Source organism: Alkalihalobacillus sp. NPDC127517 (assembly GCF_050276055.1).
In the GTDB taxonomy this organism is placed as follows: Bacteria; Bacillota; Bacilli; order Bacillales; family Bacillaceae_D; genus Alkalicoccobacillus.
Genome location: NZ_JBNNQX010000003.1, coordinates 251,816 through 269,820 on the forward strand (window position 1 = coordinate 251,816; position 18,005 = coordinate 269,820).

General features: G+C 36.9%; 17 protein-coding genes, 1 pseudogene and 1 riboswitch. Of the genes and pseudogenes, 3 read left to right on the plus strand and 15 right to left on the minus strand.

Annotated elements, in window-relative coordinates; genetic code table 11:
• Positions 1-936, minus strand: coding sequence for a carbohydrate ABC transporter permease (locus tag ACQKKO_RS05425; protein WP_498645076.1), 936 nt, complete (start codon positions 934-936; stop codon positions 1-3).
• Between the two features lie 335 nt (positions 937-1,271).
• Here ACQKKO_RS05425 and ACQKKO_RS05430 point away from each other — a divergent pair, with 335 nt between their 5' ends.
• Positions 1,272-1,898, plus strand: a complete 627-nt coding sequence (locus ACQKKO_RS05430; RefSeq protein WP_498645078.1) for a YesL family protein — start codon at positions 1,272-1,274, stop codon at positions 1,896-1,898.
• 46 nt (positions 1,899-1,944) lie between these two features.
• Here ACQKKO_RS05430 and mmuM read toward each other — a convergent pair whose 3' ends face one another.
• From mmuM to ACQKKO_RS05490, 12 genes are all read right to left on the minus strand, one after another.
• Positions 1,945-2,880: a homocysteine S-methyltransferase gene (gene mmuM, locus ACQKKO_RS05435; RefSeq protein WP_498645080.1), complete on the minus strand. Its 936-nt coding sequence runs from the start codon at positions 2,878-2,880 to the stop codon at positions 1,945-1,947.
• On the minus strand, positions 2,867-3,631 hold the full coding sequence (locus ACQKKO_RS05440) for an amino acid ABC transporter ATP-binding protein (RefSeq protein ID WP_498645082.1): 765 nt from the start codon (positions 3,629-3,631) through the stop codon (positions 2,867-2,869). Before ACQKKO_RS05440 ends, mmuM begins: the two co-directional genes overlap by 14 nt.
• Positions 3,628-4,350 (minus strand): amino acid ABC transporter permease, encoded by a 723-nt coding sequence (locus ACQKKO_RS05445; RefSeq protein ID WP_498645084.1) that lies wholly within the window; start codon positions 4,348-4,350, stop codon positions 3,628-3,630. The genes ACQKKO_RS05440 and ACQKKO_RS05445 overlap by 4 nt, the downstream gene beginning before the upstream one ends.
• Positions 4,351-4,371: 21 nt before the next feature.
• On the minus strand, positions 4,372-5,184 hold the full coding sequence (locus tag ACQKKO_RS05450) for a transporter substrate-binding domain-containing protein (protein WP_498645086.1): 813 nt from the start codon (positions 5,182-5,184) through the stop codon (positions 4,372-4,374).
• A gap of 86 nt (positions 5,185-5,270) precedes the next feature.
• Positions 5,271-5,379, minus strand: a riboswitch (SAM riboswitch).
• Between the two features lie 318 nt (positions 5,380-5,697).
• Positions 5,698-6,093, minus strand: a complete 396-nt coding sequence (locus ACQKKO_RS05455; protein ID WP_498645087.1) for a hypothetical protein — start codon at positions 6,091-6,093, stop codon at positions 5,698-5,700.
• Entirely contained in the window at positions 6,077-6,370 is a 294-nt protein-coding gene (locus tag ACQKKO_RS05460) for a hypothetical protein (protein ID WP_498645089.1), read from the minus strand. Before ACQKKO_RS05460 ends, ACQKKO_RS05455 begins: the two co-directional genes overlap by 17 nt.
• A 127-nt stretch (positions 6,371-6,497) precedes the next feature.
• A complete protein-coding gene (locus ACQKKO_RS05465) occupies positions 6,498-7,679 on the minus strand; it encodes an SH3 domain-containing protein (protein WP_498645091.1) in 1,182 nt (393 codons plus the stop codon).
• A gap of 30 nt (positions 7,680-7,709) precedes the next feature.
• Positions 7,710-8,648, minus strand: a complete 939-nt coding sequence (locus ACQKKO_RS05470) for a Kiwa anti-phage protein KwaB-like domain-containing protein (protein WP_498645093.1) — start codon at positions 8,646-8,648, stop codon at positions 7,710-7,712.
• Position 8,649: 1 nt separating this feature from the next.
• Positions 8,650-9,177, minus strand: coding sequence for a KwaA family protein (locus ACQKKO_RS05475; RefSeq protein WP_498645095.1), 528 nt, complete (start codon positions 9,175-9,177; stop codon positions 8,650-8,652).
• Between the two features lie 29 nt (positions 9,178-9,206).
• Positions 9,207-12,281: a type I restriction endonuclease subunit R gene (locus tag ACQKKO_RS05480; protein WP_498645097.1), complete on the minus strand. Its 3,075-nt coding sequence runs from the start codon at positions 12,279-12,281 to the stop codon at positions 9,207-9,209.
• Positions 12,256-13,431, minus strand: coding sequence for a restriction endonuclease subunit S (locus ACQKKO_RS05485; RefSeq protein ID WP_498645099.1), 1,176 nt, complete (start codon positions 13,429-13,431; stop codon positions 12,256-12,258). Before ACQKKO_RS05485 ends, ACQKKO_RS05480 begins: the two co-directional genes overlap by 26 nt.
• Complete coding sequence (locus tag ACQKKO_RS05490) at positions 13,428-14,972, minus strand: type I restriction-modification system subunit M (RefSeq protein ID WP_498645101.1); 1,545 nt, start codon at positions 14,970-14,972, stop codon at positions 13,428-13,430. Before ACQKKO_RS05490 ends, ACQKKO_RS05485 begins: the two co-directional genes overlap by 4 nt.
• A 433-nt stretch (positions 14,973-15,405) precedes the next feature.
• On the opposite strand from ACQKKO_RS05490, the gene ACQKKO_RS05495 reads away from it, so the two are divergent.
• Together ACQKKO_RS05495 and ACQKKO_RS05500 are read left to right on the plus strand one after the other, a co-directional pair.
• A complete protein-coding gene (locus tag ACQKKO_RS05495) occupies positions 15,406-15,669 on the plus strand; it encodes a hypothetical protein (protein WP_498645103.1) in 264 nt (87 codons plus the stop codon).
• Positions 15,666-16,925 (plus strand): annotated as a pseudogene (locus ACQKKO_RS05500) (P-loop ATPase, Sll1717 family); the annotation flags it as partial. The gene ACQKKO_RS05495 and the pseudogene ACQKKO_RS05500, both read left to right, overlap by 4 nt.
• A gap of 298 nt (positions 16,926-17,223) precedes the next feature.
• Here ACQKKO_RS05500 and rlmH read toward each other — a convergent pair.
• Positions 17,224-17,703 (minus strand): 23S rRNA (pseudouridine(1915)-N(3))-methyltransferase RlmH, encoded by a 480-nt coding sequence (gene rlmH / locus ACQKKO_RS05505; RefSeq protein WP_203087581.1) that lies wholly within the window; start codon positions 17,701-17,703, stop codon positions 17,224-17,226.
• Between the two features lie 70 nt (positions 17,704-17,773).
• A complete protein-coding gene (locus ACQKKO_RS05510) occupies positions 17,774-17,932 on the minus strand; it encodes a CxxH/CxxC protein (RefSeq protein ID WP_498645105.1) in 159 nt (52 codons plus the stop codon).
• Positions 17,933-18,005: the final 73 nt, after the last annotated feature.

An 18,005-nucleotide genomic window follows, 5' to 3' on the forward strand; every position in this document is an offset into this window, starting at 1 on the left:
TTAATAATTCACCCATTTTTTCTGCCCCTTAAATTGCAGGTATGTGATGATTAAAATAATGACGAAAATAACTAATGAGATCGACGAGGCATAGCCTGCTCGTAAGTCTAGAAAGGCTTTTTCATATAAGTAGACAACTGGAACCTTAGTCGAGTTCGCTGGTCCACCATTTGTTAAAACAATAATTAAATCAAAGATCTTAAAGCTAGAAATGATTCCTGTTACAAATAACAGAAAGGTTGTTGGTGAAACAAGTGGAATCGTTATACTCTTAAACTGGTACCAAGCAGAAGCACCATCAATTTGTGCAGCCTCGTACAGCTCCTTAGGAATGCTTTGCAAACCTGCCAAATAAATAATTAAGTTAAAGCCTATCCCCGTCCAAATCATAATGATCATAACGGACGGTAAGGCAAACGAGATATCCGCAATCCATCCTGGTGGGTTATCAATTCCAAGTGTCATTAACAATTGGTTAATTGGACCTTGAGTTGGATGAAATAGCACCCTGAAGACTACAGCAACCGCCACAATACTTGAAATAAAAGGCATAAAGAAGATGACCTTAAAGAAGTCCTTGAAGTAGATATATTTGTTGATAATCGTAGCCAACGTTAATGAGATAAATAAGGTAATCGGTATCGCTAATAGAAGAATAAAATTATTACCTAACGACTTTATGAAGAGCGGGTCATTAAACAAAGCAACGAAATTATCAAGTCCTATAAACTCCGCATTCTCATAGCCTGCAACGATATTCCAGTTCGTAAAACTTAACGTTAATGAAGACAGAATCGGAAAGATAACTAAGATGGATGTCCCAATGAACATTGGACCAATAAAGACCCAACCTGCAACTGCATCACGCCAACTGTTTAATGGACTTTTATTCTTTTGAGTTTTTTTACGAAAGAACTTTTTTGGTTGCGCTTTCATTTCACCTCTCTAGCTGGGTTAAGCTCATCTTACCCTTTTAAAGCGCTTACATAAATGAACGATCTTGACTGTTCTGCGCACAAATTTTACTTTCTTAGTATTTCGCATAAGTTGGAGGCACACAGAGCTCCACACTCAAAAAACGTTATTAAACCAATACTTACAAAGAACAGACAAGTAGATCCATCAACGAAATCCCCATATTTCGTGGGAATAGCCTGTCCACTTAGGGTGAACCTTTTTTACGTTCTAGAGATTATTTTTACATCCCTTTCCGTTCCCTCAAAAATACACCGGAAGCATGATATAGTCTATAACAAAAAGGAGGAAGCTCTATGTATCTTAACGCCATCTCCGGTCCAATCTATACGTTCTGTGTTTGGTTCTATCGCTTAGCCTTCATTAATGTACTCTGGATCCTCTTCACGATTCTGGGACTTGGACTCTTTGGATTCTTTCCTGCAACTGTGGCGCTGCTTGCAACTATCAGGCAGCTCCTTAACCAAAATGAAGGATCAATCTTTAAAACCTTTTGGACATTCTACAAAGAAGAATGGATAAAAAGTAACGTAATAGGACTGTGTGTCATCCTTTTATCCATCGTCCTTATTAGTAACATTCAATTTCTCCAGACGATGAATACAGGCATCTCTCAAGCCATGTATGTAGCAACCATTATCATAGCCTGCTTCTTCCTATTGATTCTTTGTTATTTTCTTTCCTTATATGTTGAATTTCAGGCACCTGTCAAAACGCATCTCAAAAATGCCGTGTTGCTTGCCATCTATAATCCGGTCGCAAGCCTGACGATGATCTTTGGATTTTTTGGAGTTTATCTTCTGATTACGTTCGTTTCAGGAATCGGTCTCTTTTTTAGCGTGAGTGCGATGGGGCTGGTGGTGTTACTTTCTACGAAGCTAGCATTTCGGAAGGTGGATCGGGTGGTAGAGGCAGAGGGGTGATGCTTAAAATAAAAAAGGAATCGACCCATAAGTCGATTCCCTCTCCCTACCCCCGCGCCCACTCCCGAATTCCGCGAATATCCTCAGGCGTCGTCCGACAGCAGCCACCAATCACCGTTGCCCCAGCTTCAAACCATCGTTTGGTGTTTACCACAAATGGCTCATCTGAACCCTTATCACTCCACTGCTTACTCTCTGGATCATACGTTTCTCCCAAATTGGGATACACAATAATCGGTTTCTGCGTGTTCGCTTTTACCTCAGTAATTAACGATTCCACAAACTGCGGAGCCGTACAGTTAATACCTACCGCTGCGATTTGCTTTTCTCCATCAAGCCACTCGGCACAATCGGCGATTCTTTCTCCGCTATTAATATGTAGCTCATCCTTTGCGCTAAACGAGACCCACGCATACACATCAGGAAAGTCCTTTAACACACGTGCAATGGCTTTTGCCTCTACTAGACAAGGAATGGTTTCACATGCCAGCACATCTGCCCCCGCTTCAACTAAGAGTCGGATTCTATCTCGGTGAAATAAAACGAGCTCCTCTTCGCATAATCCATAGTCTCCATGAAATTCAGAGCCATCAGCAAGATAGGCACCGTACGGACCAACAGATGCAGCAACAAGCGGTTTGGGGCGTCCAGACTGATTCGCCTCAACACTCCAAAATGTATCCCGCGCTTCCACCGCAAGCTCAACCGATTGCTTAATCAACATAGCGGCTTCAAGTTCGCTTAAACCCCTTCTCTTGTAACCCTTCACTGTCGCCTGATAACTCGCCGTAATCGCACAGTCTGCCCCAGCTTCAAAGTAATCGGTATGAACGCGCTTAATCACTCTCGGCTTCTCCAGTAACACCTTGGCTGACCATAACGGATCGTTTAGGTCGCAGCCATAGCGTTCAAGCTCGGTCGCCAGTGCTCCGTCCAAAACCATTAAAGGAAAGTCCGTGAGAATCTGTTCAATTGGATTCATGTTCAACCTTCCTTCCTTCTTCAATAAATCGTCCTAAAAATTGTCTTGTTCGCTCTACCCTTGGGTTCGTAAAGATCTGTTCTGCCGTCCCTACCTCCACAATCCTGCCGTCCTCCATAAGAATGACGCGATCCGAGATCTCTCTGGCAAACTGAAGCTCATGCGTCACAATAAACATCGTGTTGCCTTCATTTGCTACCTCTTTGATCGTTGCTAGTACCTCGTCCACAAGCTCCGGATCAAGAGAAGACGTCGGCTCATCAAACAGCATGACTTCAGGATTCATTGCAAGGGCACGGGCAATGCCAACCCGTTGCTGCTGTCCTCCTGATAGCTGCGCAGGAAAATGATTTAACCGGTTCCCCAGACCCACACGCTCTAAAATATCAATGCTCTTTTGCTTCGCTTCATTCTTTTTCAGCTGCTTCACACTCGTTAAACCAATCATCACATTATCGAGCACCGTTAAGTTCTTGAACAGGTTATACTGCTGGAACACCATGCCGGTAGACGTCCTAAGTGCCAGAATCTCTTTCTTACTAGCCGACTCCACATTTACTCTTTTCCCACTCACTTCAACGAAGCCACTTGTTGGCTCCTCAAGAAAGTTCATGCAACGCAGGAGTGTTGATTTGCCTGAGCCACTTGGACCTAAGATCGCCACAACCTCTCCTTTGTTCACCGAAAGATCAATCCCCTTTAGCACATGGTGTTTCCCAAAGTACTTATGTAAATTCTCTAGCTTGATCATGATGCAATCCCTCTTTCATATCTGCGCGCCCGTTTCTCAATGATCACAAGCACCCTCTCCACCATCAGGCACACGATCCAATAAATAATCGACACCGCAATATACACTTCAAAAAAGGCTAACCCACGCGAGCCAAGAATCTTCGCCTGGCCCATAATATCGATCACGCCAATAATAAAGACAAGTGACGTATCCTTAATCGTAGTAATGAACATATTTCCAAGGTTCGGGATCGCTACAATTAAGGCCTGCGGGAAAATAATCTTCAGCATCATCTGCGTCGGCTTCATCCCAATCGCCTTTGCCGCCTCAAACTGCCCGCGATCCACCGACTCAATTGCCGAACGAATCGTCTCTGATAAATACGCACCTAGATTAAAGGAAAAGGCTAAGAGAGCGTACACCTCTGGAGCAATCAGATTCACATCGAGCCCAAGCAGCCACCCTTGTTCCCGCTGCAGAAAATAGATCACCTTAGGAATCCCGTAGAAGACGAGATACAGCTGCACTAAAAGCGGTGTGCCCCTCACAAACGAAACATAGACTGATGTTATCACCCGCAATACAGGAACCCGGTAAATTTTAATCAATGCAGTCCCAAGCCCAATCACTAAACTTAAGGTGAGCGATCCTACCGCAATCCCAAGCGTAATTGGCAGCCGCGCTAAAATATATGGAATGCTTTCAATTAGAAATTGAAGGTCTAGTAAGTTCTCCATGATGTCTTCCCCTCTTCCACTCTATTCCGGAATATACTCTCCACCTGTCCACTTCACTGAAAGCTCGGCAAGCGTCCCGTCTTCTTTCAGTTCCTTTAAGATCGGATCAATTAGCTTCTGTAGCTCCTCGCCCTCTTCCGACTGTGCGAACACAATGCCCATATTGTCATTCACTAACGACTGACCCACAATCTCAACATCTAAGTCATATTTATCGAGCACCGTATCAATCATAATTGGATCATTTACATACGCATCCACGCGCCCGTTCTGAACGTCCTGCAGGATCTCAGCAGGTGTACCACTCTCACTGTACTCCAGTTGAATTGGGTTCTCCGCATCCTTGTTGTATTCCTCAAGCAACAGCGTATACGAATCCCCAGCGAGCGCCCCGACCTTTTTCCCCTCTAGATCCTCAATCATCTCAATATCCTCTTCACCCGACTTCACCACAATCACCGTCTCCGCAGCAAAGTACGACTCCTCTGAGAACAAATACTTCTCCTCACGCTCAGGCGTTTTCGCCACCTGATCCGCCACTACCTGAATCTTATTGGATTCAAGCGCCAGGAACATACTATCCCAAGGCGTCGCCACAAAATCAAACGCATAGCCATCCAAGCGCTTATCGATCTCCTGGACCACCTCAATATCATAACCAGTTAGTTCATTGCTCTCATCCGCAAACGCGAAAGGTGGGTAATCATTCTGCGTACCAACTAAGATGACCTGTTCATTTGTTGTGGTATTTCCAACAGAACACCCACCTGCTAGAACCGCCAAACCAAGAACCGCAACAACCGATTGAGTCAAACGAGCATGTCTTTTCATCATGTAAACTCTCCCCTTTTATGTAGATGCATAGTTGAATAAACAATCAAAAAACGCCCCTTTCATCAGAAAGAGGCGTTTCAATAAAAAACTTATCTCTCAGAATGAAATCATTCTGCAGGAAGTAGCACCTTTCATGTCACACATGATGGTTGCCGGACGTCATCGGGCCTGTCCCTCAGTCACTCTGGATAAGATATGAAGTTATATGTATTTCACAATGTTATGAAAGTTTTGGGGTTTTGTCAATTGGGGAATATGATTTTTTCATTCCATCAATGCGTTTAAAATCTGATTCATTTAATTAGAAATTAGTTTGTTATTTAACTTTTACTATTTAATAGTGGCGTATATGCTTTTACTCCTAGTTTATCTAGCATCTTTATAATAGTAAGCATAGCACGCTCTGTGTTAATCTTTGCCTCAATATAATACGTTTCTCCTGTTAACAAAGATTGATACTCTCGGCTTGTTGTGAATTTTCTACGGTTAATATGCACCGGTTGCAACGCAATATCATAATGGGAGTTTATGCTCCTCAATCCAACGCAATATATTAATCCAGAGATGAGTAACACTTTCTCCCCTAATTACGGCCTGAATTCCTTTATCATGAATTACAATTTCTAACTCATCCCACCTTTTATTAATAGATCTATGAAATGGCGAGACAAAATTCCATAACTCATCGACATCATTTTCCTCATCTAAAATCCAACGTATCTTCCTAAATATATCACCGTATGTCTCTGTAACGATTTTTTTAACGTAATCTCTTTCCTCACTTTCTTCTTCATTTGAGATACTTGTAATTGCATTAATTACATCTTCAAATCGAACATAAATTGAACGAACTAGTAGTCTCTCTTCTTCTATCGTAGCAAGTTTTTCTCTTTTATTTTTGTATGGCATACGTAGTGCATCTACATATTGTTGAATCGAAGGTATGATAGACCTGATTAAAACAAATTATGTTAAAGGGGCCCATTGCCTTTTCATCATTATTTTTTACTACCTTATGCTTTTTACGAAAAATATAAATAAGGTATAAATATTTGGCCTCTTCTCTAACTTTTTCTCCTTTAAACCTAATACGTTCGAATCTTGTGAACAAAATATTATGCTCTTTGTGTCGAAATTCAACAAATTCTGTGTCCATTCCTTCAACTTTAAAGTGCTCTTTTTTCATGAGTATCTCCTCCATTATCTTAATGATGAAAAATTCCCATGTAAACAGTTGTGCACCAATACAAGATTACCTTTTTAAAAAAGAAAAAGAGTAGTATGAAACTACCCTTTTCAGAAATGACATAATTTTATTTATTTAATTTCTCTAAATACCGAGTATAAACCCAACCAGTAACAATTTCTTCATTTTCATTTTCGTACTCAATCAATGACCAGTTTTTATTTTTATAAAGCACTTGAACAACCATTCCGAAATTAACTTTTCCTACTGGCTGTGCATTTTTCTTATTGGTTATTCGTACAAACATACTCTCAGTCTTTACTAGTCTAATATGATTTTGTTCACTTACTTCTAACTTTAGACTTTGGTATTCTTCTTTGATTAATTTGATTATTTTCGTTTTGTTTTCAATCATTATAGTTGTAATAGAATCTTGTACTGTTTGCATTAATGGAGTAGCAAGAAAGAGAATTACACCACATATAAGGTTAAGTAGAATCTGTTGATACAGTGGCTGCTTATGTTTTTGTATTTCTGCAATTACTACGTTTATATCCTTGCTTTCCTGCTGGAGAAGCAAACAACTATCATTTATTGCTTTGTTAACGATCTCCTGAACTTCTTCTCTTGTAAACCACTCATTTTGGTAATTGATCGTACCATCCTCTTCGACACTTATTTCTTCGAATGATATAACATTTAACTTCTCAGTTATTGATGAAATATCAACTGATGAAATATTAATAGATTTTTCTCTAATACTTTCTAATACATGACTTATATCCGGAATTAATGTATTTAGGTTATAATTAGCCAAACTCATACTTTGAATTTGCTTACTTAATTCCACAACCGGCATAGTTATACTATTAATAGTACTGATAGAGTGCCTTATACTAGAAAGATCGAGGTTGGAATGTATTTGACTCATTGCCTTTGTCAATTTAGAGATATCTGTAAAGTAACTCGTATGAACTATTCCTGAAAGTCGGTTGATAGAAGAAATAGATTCACTTATCCCAGATAATCTAATTGTATCTTGAATATTAATAATGGGTAATTGAATTCTTTTTAATTGATTAACTGCGTCTAGCGCGCCACTTATCTGCATATTTCTGTGCAATTCAATTAGCGGCATTCTCATTTGTTCAACCATTCTACTTGCTGTAAAACCAATTGTTTGCATTTCTCTATGTGCCTTTAACATAGGGCTAAAATCTATTCCACTAGTTAACCTGTTAATCTGTTGCATTTGCTCACGAATACCAGCGAAACTATCATTGATATTTTTATATTCTTCTAAATTCAAATAATTCCCTCCACTACTTATTAAGAATGGTTAGGCAGTTTTGATATCTTTCCTTTTATTCAAGGCTCTATATGGCTCTCCAGTAACTTCAGATATTAAAAAATTATCAAGCAAAAGGTCCAAAACATTCTTTAATTGGGAATCGCTTTCGAATGAGATTGTTTTACTACCCTCGTCGACTACAAAATCAATACCCCTAGATTGCTTCAATTCTAAAACTTTACTAAAGGTAATCTTGTTAACAGATGACTGGTCTATTTTACTTATCTTTTTTACATAGGATATCCGTTGTTCACAGTGTTCTTTTAATGTATCAAAACCATTAACTAAGTTAAGGTTGCCAATATCATTTAGCACTTTATCTGCCTTTTCTCTTTCCTTTTTATAATAGCCCGTCATTTGAGAAAATTGTTTATCCCGTAAAACGAATACCTTATTTCCTTGTACAAAAGCGTCAATCGCTGTTTCAAGTGTAAATACCTTATTGTCCTTTACATGCTCAAAAGTATTTTCTTTTCTCACTAGAAGTACCTGTCTTGGTGCCATCAGTTTATTACATGAATAACGTCTGATAAAGTAGTGGCTTTCTCCATTATGACTGAGTTCAAGTACATAGAATTTTAACTTTTCCAAAAAATCAGTAGAGTCGTGTGCATGAAAAGATTCATATCTCTCATTTTTTAAATCGTTAATACATTCTTCAAGGAAATCGACTTCACTTAATGGTACTGTAACCACATAATCTTCATCCTGCTTGTCCAACTTTTCTATGGCGATTTCTTCTTTTTCTGAAAAACCTTGCACACATGAAGAAATAATTTCCTTTGCAGCCTCAATCACACTATCGTTTATATTAAGTTTTGCCACTTTGTAACTGTTCTCTTCGTTATATTGAGGATTTACAAAGTATATTTTTACTGTATCTGCATTATATATCTGTGAAAGAATTTGTTTTGAGATATCTTTCAAGTTAACCCCTTCTTTCCGTAATCTCAACAATTAAAAAACGATCCTTTAATTCATAAAAAGTGGTCTTTTGAGTGTTCCTTATTTCTTGTATGGTCCTCTTCGATAACAATATCCTTTTCTGATTATTCTCGAAGGTAACGGAATAGATATTGTAACCAAATACCATTAATACTGGATTAATAAAAATTAAATCGGCTTTTATATATAGTAATCCTACTGCTATAAATAAGATAATTAGTGCTATAGAGTCACTTAAATTTGCTAAATTAAACCCTAGAAATGGCAGAAGGTACGTTACTAAATAACTTAATACCTTTTCATTTTCAGCATTAACTTGAATTACTTTTCTAGAGTCCCTATTAACCCTTGTCGTCTTAATAATAATTAATGTGTATAGAACACCAAATAAAGATACGGCAAGCATTCCAACAGTAATATTATTAAAGTCATATTTTACTGCGACAGCAAAAAAAAGTAGAAAATAAGAGGAAAGAAACATAGAAAATTTACTAAGTAGTCCTAATTCCATATGAAATCTTCCCTCCTTTTTTTAGTAATTTATGCATCAATTGGCCAATCTTTAAACTGTTCCTTTGCTTCCTCTACAAAGGCATTGGTCAAAAACTTCAACTGCTCTGGCTTTATCTTATTTTTCATTAATGTTGCCTTTACTGCGAGATTAACTTTTGATAAGATATCTTGGCGGTGTGGGTTGGTCCAATCAATTTGAAATTCTTTTTTCATGTTTTTCACAACTTGATGGACTAAACCTGCCATAAACTGATTGTCGAATGTAGCGTTTTCCATATTTGCGATAATTTCATAAAACGCTACTTCCTCTTCAGTAAGCCCTAAATCCATTCGTCGCTTTGTCTCTTCGTCTAAGTTATTTCTCATCTCAACCATAAAGCGAATAACATCTGCTGCTGATATTACTCTGTTGTGATACTCTTCGATCGTTTTCTTTAACATTTCACTCATCTGTTTACCTTTTGGGTTCTTCTTTTTAAATTTAACCTTAATTTCATCCTCCAAAAGTTGCCTCAACAATTTCATTCGTAAATCAATATGGGGTTTTTCAACTAACCCTGTTAAAAAGGCATCATCTAGTACTGATATGTTAGGCTTATCGATTCCTGCAATTTTAAAGAGATCCAAGGCCCCATAAGAACTTACACTTTCATTTACTATTTGTCCTAATTTCTTTTCATAATTGTTATCCTTCTGGCCGTCTCCACCAATTGGTTGTGATATTTTGCGGAGTTGTGTTTTAACAATGTCATATAATAATACTTCTCCTGAAACTGCAGTTACAGAGGCAAGGTGAGAAACAAGTTTATGGGATTTAGCAAGTTTGACATGCGCTTCTAAAAATACCTTTTCTTTACCATCTAAAAAGTGATTAACCACTTCTGCAATAAAATCTTCCCGTTCAACTTTTGGTAATGCTCTCCACTCATTTAAGGACAGGTTATTTGGATAAAGTTTTTGAGGGATAAGTTCTCTTACTTCGTGTAAAAAGCCCCAAAATAAAACTTCTGCCTGCTCAATGTCAAAGGTTAGATCTCCTTTACCACCACTGTCCGTATACTTTTTGGTTGCTTCTTTTAGTTGGGTTGCAATCCCAATAAAGTCTACAATTGTCCCACCTTGCTTACCGGGGAATACACGGTTTACACGTGCAATTGCTTGCATAAGATTATGCCCCTTCATAGGCTTATCAATATACAGATAAGTTAAAGGTTTTGCATCAAAGCCAGTAAGCCACATATCCCGAACAATAACAAGTTTGAGCGGGTCCTTTGAATCACGTAACTTTGCTTTTACGGTCTCTTGCTCCTCTTTAGATTTTATATGTGAGTAATCACTACCCTCTTGTTTTTGGCGCCACTCTTCTGGGTCCTTTGATACATCACCAGTCATAATAATTTCAACTGGTGGACAATTTGGTAGTTTTCGCATTTCATTATAAAGAGCAACACAGTTTTCACGACTCATACATACAATCATGCCTTTTGCTTCAGGTGTTACCGATTGTTTTTCATCAAAGTGATCAATAATTGTTTTGGCTAGTTCCTCGACACGTTCCTTAGTTCCAGCCAACTTTGCGAGAGCCGCCCATGCTCTGCGATGTTTCTCAAGTTCGTCATTACCTTCACCAGTTCCTAACTCGTCAATTTGACTGTCTATTTCGTCGTTAGTTACCCCTAATCTAATCAGGCGCGATTCGTAATAAATTGGAACTGTTGCATTGTCCTCAACTGCCTGAAGCATATCATAGGTATGAATCGTATGACCGAATATTTCATTCGTACTTCTTCCTGCAAAATCAACCGGAGTACCTGTAAAACCGATATGGCTGGCATTGGGTAGAGCCGTTTTTATATGGCCTGCATATCCAGCATCATTATACTGTGTTCTATGCGCTTCATCTGCTATCACGATAATATTCTCTCGTTCAGAAAGAACTGGATGAACACCTTCAGCCTCTTTCAAACGGAACTTTTCAATAGTGGTAAATATTATTTGACCAGATTCATTTTTTAAGAGTTCTCTTAAATCACTGGCAGATTCAGCCTGTTTGACATGACCTACGAGGGTTTTTCCCTCAACAAAAGTGTCATGTAATTGATTGTCTAAGTCGGCTCGATCTACTTGAATCACAACAGTTGGATTTTTCATTTCACTATGGCGAATTAAGATACCGGCAAAGAATAACATAGATATTGATTTACCTGATCCCTGAGTATGCCAAATAACTCCAATTTTTCTATCTCCATTCGGTCTTGTTGCTCGAATGGATTCTTGGACAGCAAAGTTCACACCAAAAAATTGATGATACTTGGCTCCAATTTTTGCCTTTATTTTACCATTGTCCATAAAAACGATAAAATTACGAATATAGTTTAGTAGACGGTCTTTTTGAAATAAACCTTCTATAAGGGTTTTCATTGTATTCGCTATATTATTATCAATGCTTACTCCATCAATTGATTTCCATGCAGCAAAGAATTCAATTGGAGCAAAGGGCATTCCATGTAAAGTTGTCGTTCCATCTGAGATAATAGAAAATGCATTGTAATTGAATAGTTGGGCTATATCGTAGGTGTAATTTCTTACTTGTGTGTAGGCGTCCTGAACAGTGGTGTTTTCTATATAAGGGCTCTTAAGTTCAAAAAGGATTAGTGGCAATCCATTAATATAAACAATGATATCAGGGCGTCGTGACATTCTTCCTTCTATGGCCAATTGATTCATTACCACAAAGTCATTATCTAACGGTTTATCCCAATTTATAGGTGAAATATGATAAAACAGATCTTCGTCATTTTCTTGCTCAATTTTGAAATCTAAACCTTTTGTTAACAGTTCATGAAAGCGTTCATTTCGTTGTTCAACTGTAACTCCGTCTACATTAGTAATCTGAGATATTAATGCTGGCATATGTTCTTTTGGAAAGGACGGAAAAGTATCAAAAAGATACTTTTCCAACCTATCCTCCATAACAACATCTGCTAATGACGGGCGTGAACCCCACTCATAGGCAGGAATGTAGTCATAACCTAAATTTTTTAGCCTCTCTATCGTTGTTTCCTCAAAATCAGACTCATACAGACGGCTCCGGTTGCTCATTTAAAATAACCTCCTTTACTATTTCTGCTGCTTCTGAAATATCTATCTCCCCCGATATTAAACGTGGAAGAAGGTAGTCCGTTGTGTTAGTTACTATTATCGTTTGTTCATGGTTCATTTTAATCAACTGATCAATTTTGGATACTTTATCTTCATATTCGTTCATTATTTTTTGATCTGGCACAATAACCTTTAGGTTTTCTAACTCCCCTTTATTTATTGAATTAAATATAGTTCCAGAACCATACCTATCCTCTTCATTAAATATTACTTTGAGTGTATATAATAAATATGAAGGTGTATTTGTTTTTGATGAGATTGCACTTAAACCTCTACCTATAACCATTTTGGTATGAGCAATGTTTATTCTTCCTACAGGTGCTCTTACACTAATAAGAAAGTCCCCTTCCTGAGCGACTCTTAAAAGTTTTGAAGAATACGTTGTATTTGTTGGAAATCTATTACCGAAATTCGTAACACCTTGATGAAATGGTAATCCTTCACCTATTTGGTTATAGAATTCCGATTTTGGTGACTGTCCCATTAGGATGTTTGAGATATCCTTTAATTTCTTTACTTCCCACCCATTAGAAATTATACCTAATTCAGATTCAACAAATTCATCGTCTTGGAACGGTCCAAAATCTATAAACCAGTTATTGTAAAGCGTTAATGCTAATGTCTCTAAAGTCTCATTTATACTATTATTAAGTTTAATAAAATCCAATAAGTTAAATAATATATCGGCAATTTTGGTTTGAATTGTTTTATTGGGAATATCGACTGAAATATTTTTTAAGACAGTTTGATTTAGTAATGGCTGCGCACTTCCCCCAGCATAGTTCCTTAAATCTAAGGTAGTTAAAAGCAAATACATGTATCTATCGTCAACCTCTTCACTAGAAATCCCATAAATAGCGTTATCCGTTATCCAAGACGGTTGATCTATATATCTAAGAGATCCACAGTACGCTCCAACCCTGCCTATTATAATATTTTTCCCTTCAACTAAGACCTCGTTGGTTTTTCCAATAACCCCATTTGAACCATATATCAAATATTTCCCGTCTTTATCTCTTTTTTCATCATTAATCCCTTTACCGTTCTTAAACGTTATTACGTCACCTAATTTAACTTTTTGAAAAATCAAACTAACTCCTCCAAATCTTTCAAGATTTTTTCTTGGAGTTGATTACTTTCAGCAAATTGTTCGCGAAGGGAATTTTTCAATCCCTCCAATTTTTCTTCGAATGGAACATTATCTTCCTCTTCTTGAACAGTACCAACATAAATACCCGGAGTTAATTTATAATTATTTTCTTTGATAACTTCAATATTCGCTACTTTGGCGAATCCTGTTTCCTCTATAAATTCACCATCTAAATTACGATATTGGTGGTAAGCGGCCGCAATTTCTCCAATTTCTTCTTGTGATAGCGCTTTTTGCTTCCTACTAACCAGTGAGCCCATTTTTCTAGCATCAATAAAAAGAATTTCATTTAAACGTTTCCTATATCCATTAGCCCCGTCCCTATTCTTACTTAAGAAAAACAAGCAACATGGTATTCCTGTCGTGAAGAATAGTTTTTCAGGTAATTGAACTATACAATCAATATGATGGTCGTCAACTAACTTTTGACGGACTTCTTTTTCACCAGTTGTATTAGTAGTCATGGCTCCATTTGCCATAACATAACCTGCAGTTCCACCTTCCTTTAAGTGATATAGGAAGTGCTGCATCCACATATAGTTAGCATTGGCATTAGTAACTGGACCAATTAAACGAGGGTCGTCCTTTGAAATTCTTTCTGCTCCCCATGTATCAACGTTAAATGGTGGATTAGCAATAACGTAATCAGCCTTTAAGTCAGGATACTGGTCATTTAATAAAGAATCACTTAGTCGAATCTCAGCGTTCATTCCATGTAATAAAACATTCATTTTTCCTAATCGTAAAGTTGTTTCAACATTTTCTTGACCATAAAATGACAGCGCATTTCCTCTGTCTGAGTAGGCTTCTGACTGAATAAACATTCCTCCAGAACCACAAGCCGGGTCAAACACTGTTCCTTCAATTGGTTCCATCATTGCAACAAGAAGTTTTACAATTGATGAAGGTGTGAAGAATTCTCCTCCTCTGTTTCCTTCGCTAGAAGCAAAATTTCCAATAAAATATTCATATGTACGGCCCAGTACATCGACACTATCTTCATGACGTGCACTAAAAACATCTCTTGAGAATACTTCAATTAATCCTGCAACATTTTCTGCTGGTAAGTTAGAGCCTTGAAAAATACGTGGTAAGATCCCTTCTAACTCAGGATTTTCTTGTTCAATTAATTTCATAGCATTATCTAAAATACCTTTAACATTACTATCATTAGCTTTTTCTACCAGATAAGACCACCTTGCTTCTTCTGGAACCATAAATACATTTTCTGATTTGTATTGGTCTGGGTCATTGAGAATACTTTCTCTTACCTCTTGGTCATCTGAATACCAAATACTCTCAGGGTCATTAACCATTACTTCAACTTGTGCTCTACGCTTATCAAAACGTAATGATACATATCGTAGAAATATCAATGGTAATACATAATGTTTATAGTCTGATGGAGTGATACTTCCTCGCATCCTAGTCGCCGCATCAAATAAGTCTTTCTGAAAATCTATATCTGCTTTTACAGTCATTATTAAATCCCCCTAAACATTTCTTGGAACTTCCAACTTTCTTCCTATTTTATCATATTTTTTGTCGTATAACATAAATAGATTATACCCCTTTCAAATGGTTAATGTGTTTATGTTCGCTGCAAGTGTATCTCCTCCATTATCTTTTGAAAATTTGTTTATGACTACTCTTCAAGATAATGGAGTAAAGCCGTTGATTTTTACGGAGTAAAATACAGTATTAATAGAATTTAATGGTTAGGTTTGGAAGGAAAGAGAAAAAACATTGAATATGATCAGGCACTAAAAAGGTTAGAAGAAAGGAACTTTTAAATCATAATATATAATCACAACGATTATTACATTACTAAGAATATATGTTCTTTATATTGCATAACTACCAATATTTTTTATGCTATAATATACCAATGATTGAAATAAGGGGGTATAATATTTGTCTGCAAGCGTTCCATTGAGCAAACTGTATATTGGAAACATTGATGGTGAACAAGAGTCATCACGTGATAATTTCGAACAACTTTTCTACACTAAAAACAGTAAATTTGATGAAATAATGCAACCTGAAAAGTTTATTATCTCTGGAAGAAAAGGGACAGGGAAAACTATTCTGGCTAATTATATTGTAAAAAAACAAATAATAATAAAAATTTTTACTGCAGAGTCTTTAAAAAGGAAGATTTTAAATTACAAAGATTAATTGATTTAGAATATAGAGAGTTTCAAGAAGAAGAGCGTTCATTATTTTGGAAGTGGTTTTTTCTAATTCAAATTGGACAAGTTTTAGTAAAGGAAAAGAAATATAGCAATAAGGTTCCTTTTTTAGCAGAAAGAAAATTAAAGAACTTTATAAGCACAAAATACCCTGATGATATTTTTAAACTTGTAGACTTCAATAAAGGTAAATCTAAAAAAAGCACCCTTAAAACAGCGTTTAAGACAAAAGGAAAACAATTAGATGCTGGTGCAGAAGATACTACCTCAAGCAGTAAAAATTATGGACAAAAGCAATATTACGAATTACTCTCACAGTTAAAGAAGTTAGTATTCGACTGCTTAAAGAAGAAGAGTGAAGTTGTATTAATTTACGATGATCTAGACGAAATTGAAGAACGTGTTAGTGAGTCCCCAAATTACTATAAATTATTGAAATCAATGCTAGAAACTATTAAAGAACTCAATATTGAATTTAGTAAACTCAAAAAAACTTCTACAAAGATTATAGTTCTGTTAAGAAGCGACATAATAGACGAAATTCATAAGCACTCTAGCAACTCAAACAAACTAACAACTGAAGGTGAAGTTAAACTTTATTGGATCGCTAAAAACTATAAATCTCCGGCAGATCATCCACTGATGGAAATGGTTTTATACAAAATACAAAAATCTGTTCCAGAGTATTCAGGCGTTGATAAAGACACATTGTATAAGTTGCTTTTCCCTAAGAATTTATATGACAAGGAAATAATAGATTATTTGTTAAACTATAGTTTCGGGCGGCCAAGAGACATTATACAATACCTTAATTTAATTATTAAGAGTAACCCTGAGGCTACTCATTTTGAACCAAATTTCTTTAAAGAATGCTCTCAGACATATTCCAAATGGTTCTATAATGAACTTGAGAATGAGATAAGTATCCATGAAAATAAAAATTCTATACTTGAAGGTGTAAAGTTACTGAATGATATAAAAAAATTAAATCTAAACTTGCAAAAAATAGAAGATCATTACAATCAAAATATCGACGATTATCCAAACATAACTAACTTGAAGCAAACTATGGTTCAACTATATAAGTTTGGTGTGGTCGGGAACTCATGGAAACATGGAAAAACTAAAAAGGGAAAGCCTGTTTACCACTTCTCTTGGGGATATAGGGATGATGCAAGTAATGACCCTAATTTTTCGCAGACATTCGTAGTACACTATGGATTAAGAAAATATTTCTCATAAAAAAAAGAAAGTACTTTTAAGTACTTTCTTTTCCATGGCTCATACGTCCATTTATTTAGCCGGGCTCATATGTCCCATTATTAATGTATTAACATATCTATAAAAAATATACATTTTTTCTCGAATTTTTAATGACTTTATTATAATATCTAAATTTCATATTAATGTCAACACATTTTTATTTCTTAGTTCATTCTATAATATACCCTGAGAAATTACAATAAAAACTTCTAATAACCCGGTTACAAACAATTTAACACTTCTTGTCTAATTACTATCTCAACCTTTTGTTTTACCACTATTTGTGATACGGCTCCCCCCTATTAATCCTAAACCCCCTATAAACCTGCTCCACTAATATCAACCGCATCAGCTGATGAGGAAACGTCATCTTAGAAAATGACAGCTTCTCATTCGCTCTCTTCAATACTTCGTCAGACAATCCCAGCGATCCTCCAATGACATAACAGATCTTACTCTTCCCATGCAGGGCGAGCTGGTTGAGGTTGGCTGCTAGTTGTTCGGATGTTTGCATCTGGCCGTCGATGGCGAGGGCGATGACGTGGGCGTCTTGTGGGATTTTGGCTAGGAGGCGTTCGCCTTCTTTTTGTTTGATGATGCGCATGTCTTCTTGGCTTAGGTTCTCGGGTGCTTTTTCGTCAGGGACTTCGGTGATGGTGATTTTGGCGTAAGCACCGAGTCGTTTGGTGTACTCGTCGATGCCTTGCTTGAGGTATTTTTCTTTTAGTTTTCCGACCGTTAGAATGGAGATATTCACAGTGTTGATGGCTCCTTTTTTATTTGTTATCCACAGAAGTTATCCACATATCAACATTGTGGGTATCTGATTATTTTGTCACGGTGTAAATGGCTTGATTTTTGCAGAAGCTGCAGGCTGTGGATAAGGCTTGTTCTTGTGTAAGCTTTTCCATGACCGGGAAGACTTCATTTTCATCAACTACCACATCAAGGGCAAGCTCAATATGCTCGTCGCATGCGTAATACATAAGATATCCGTCCTTTCGTTTTCTAGCATATTATACCACAGGTTAGGAGCTGATCCTAACGATTGTGGATAGG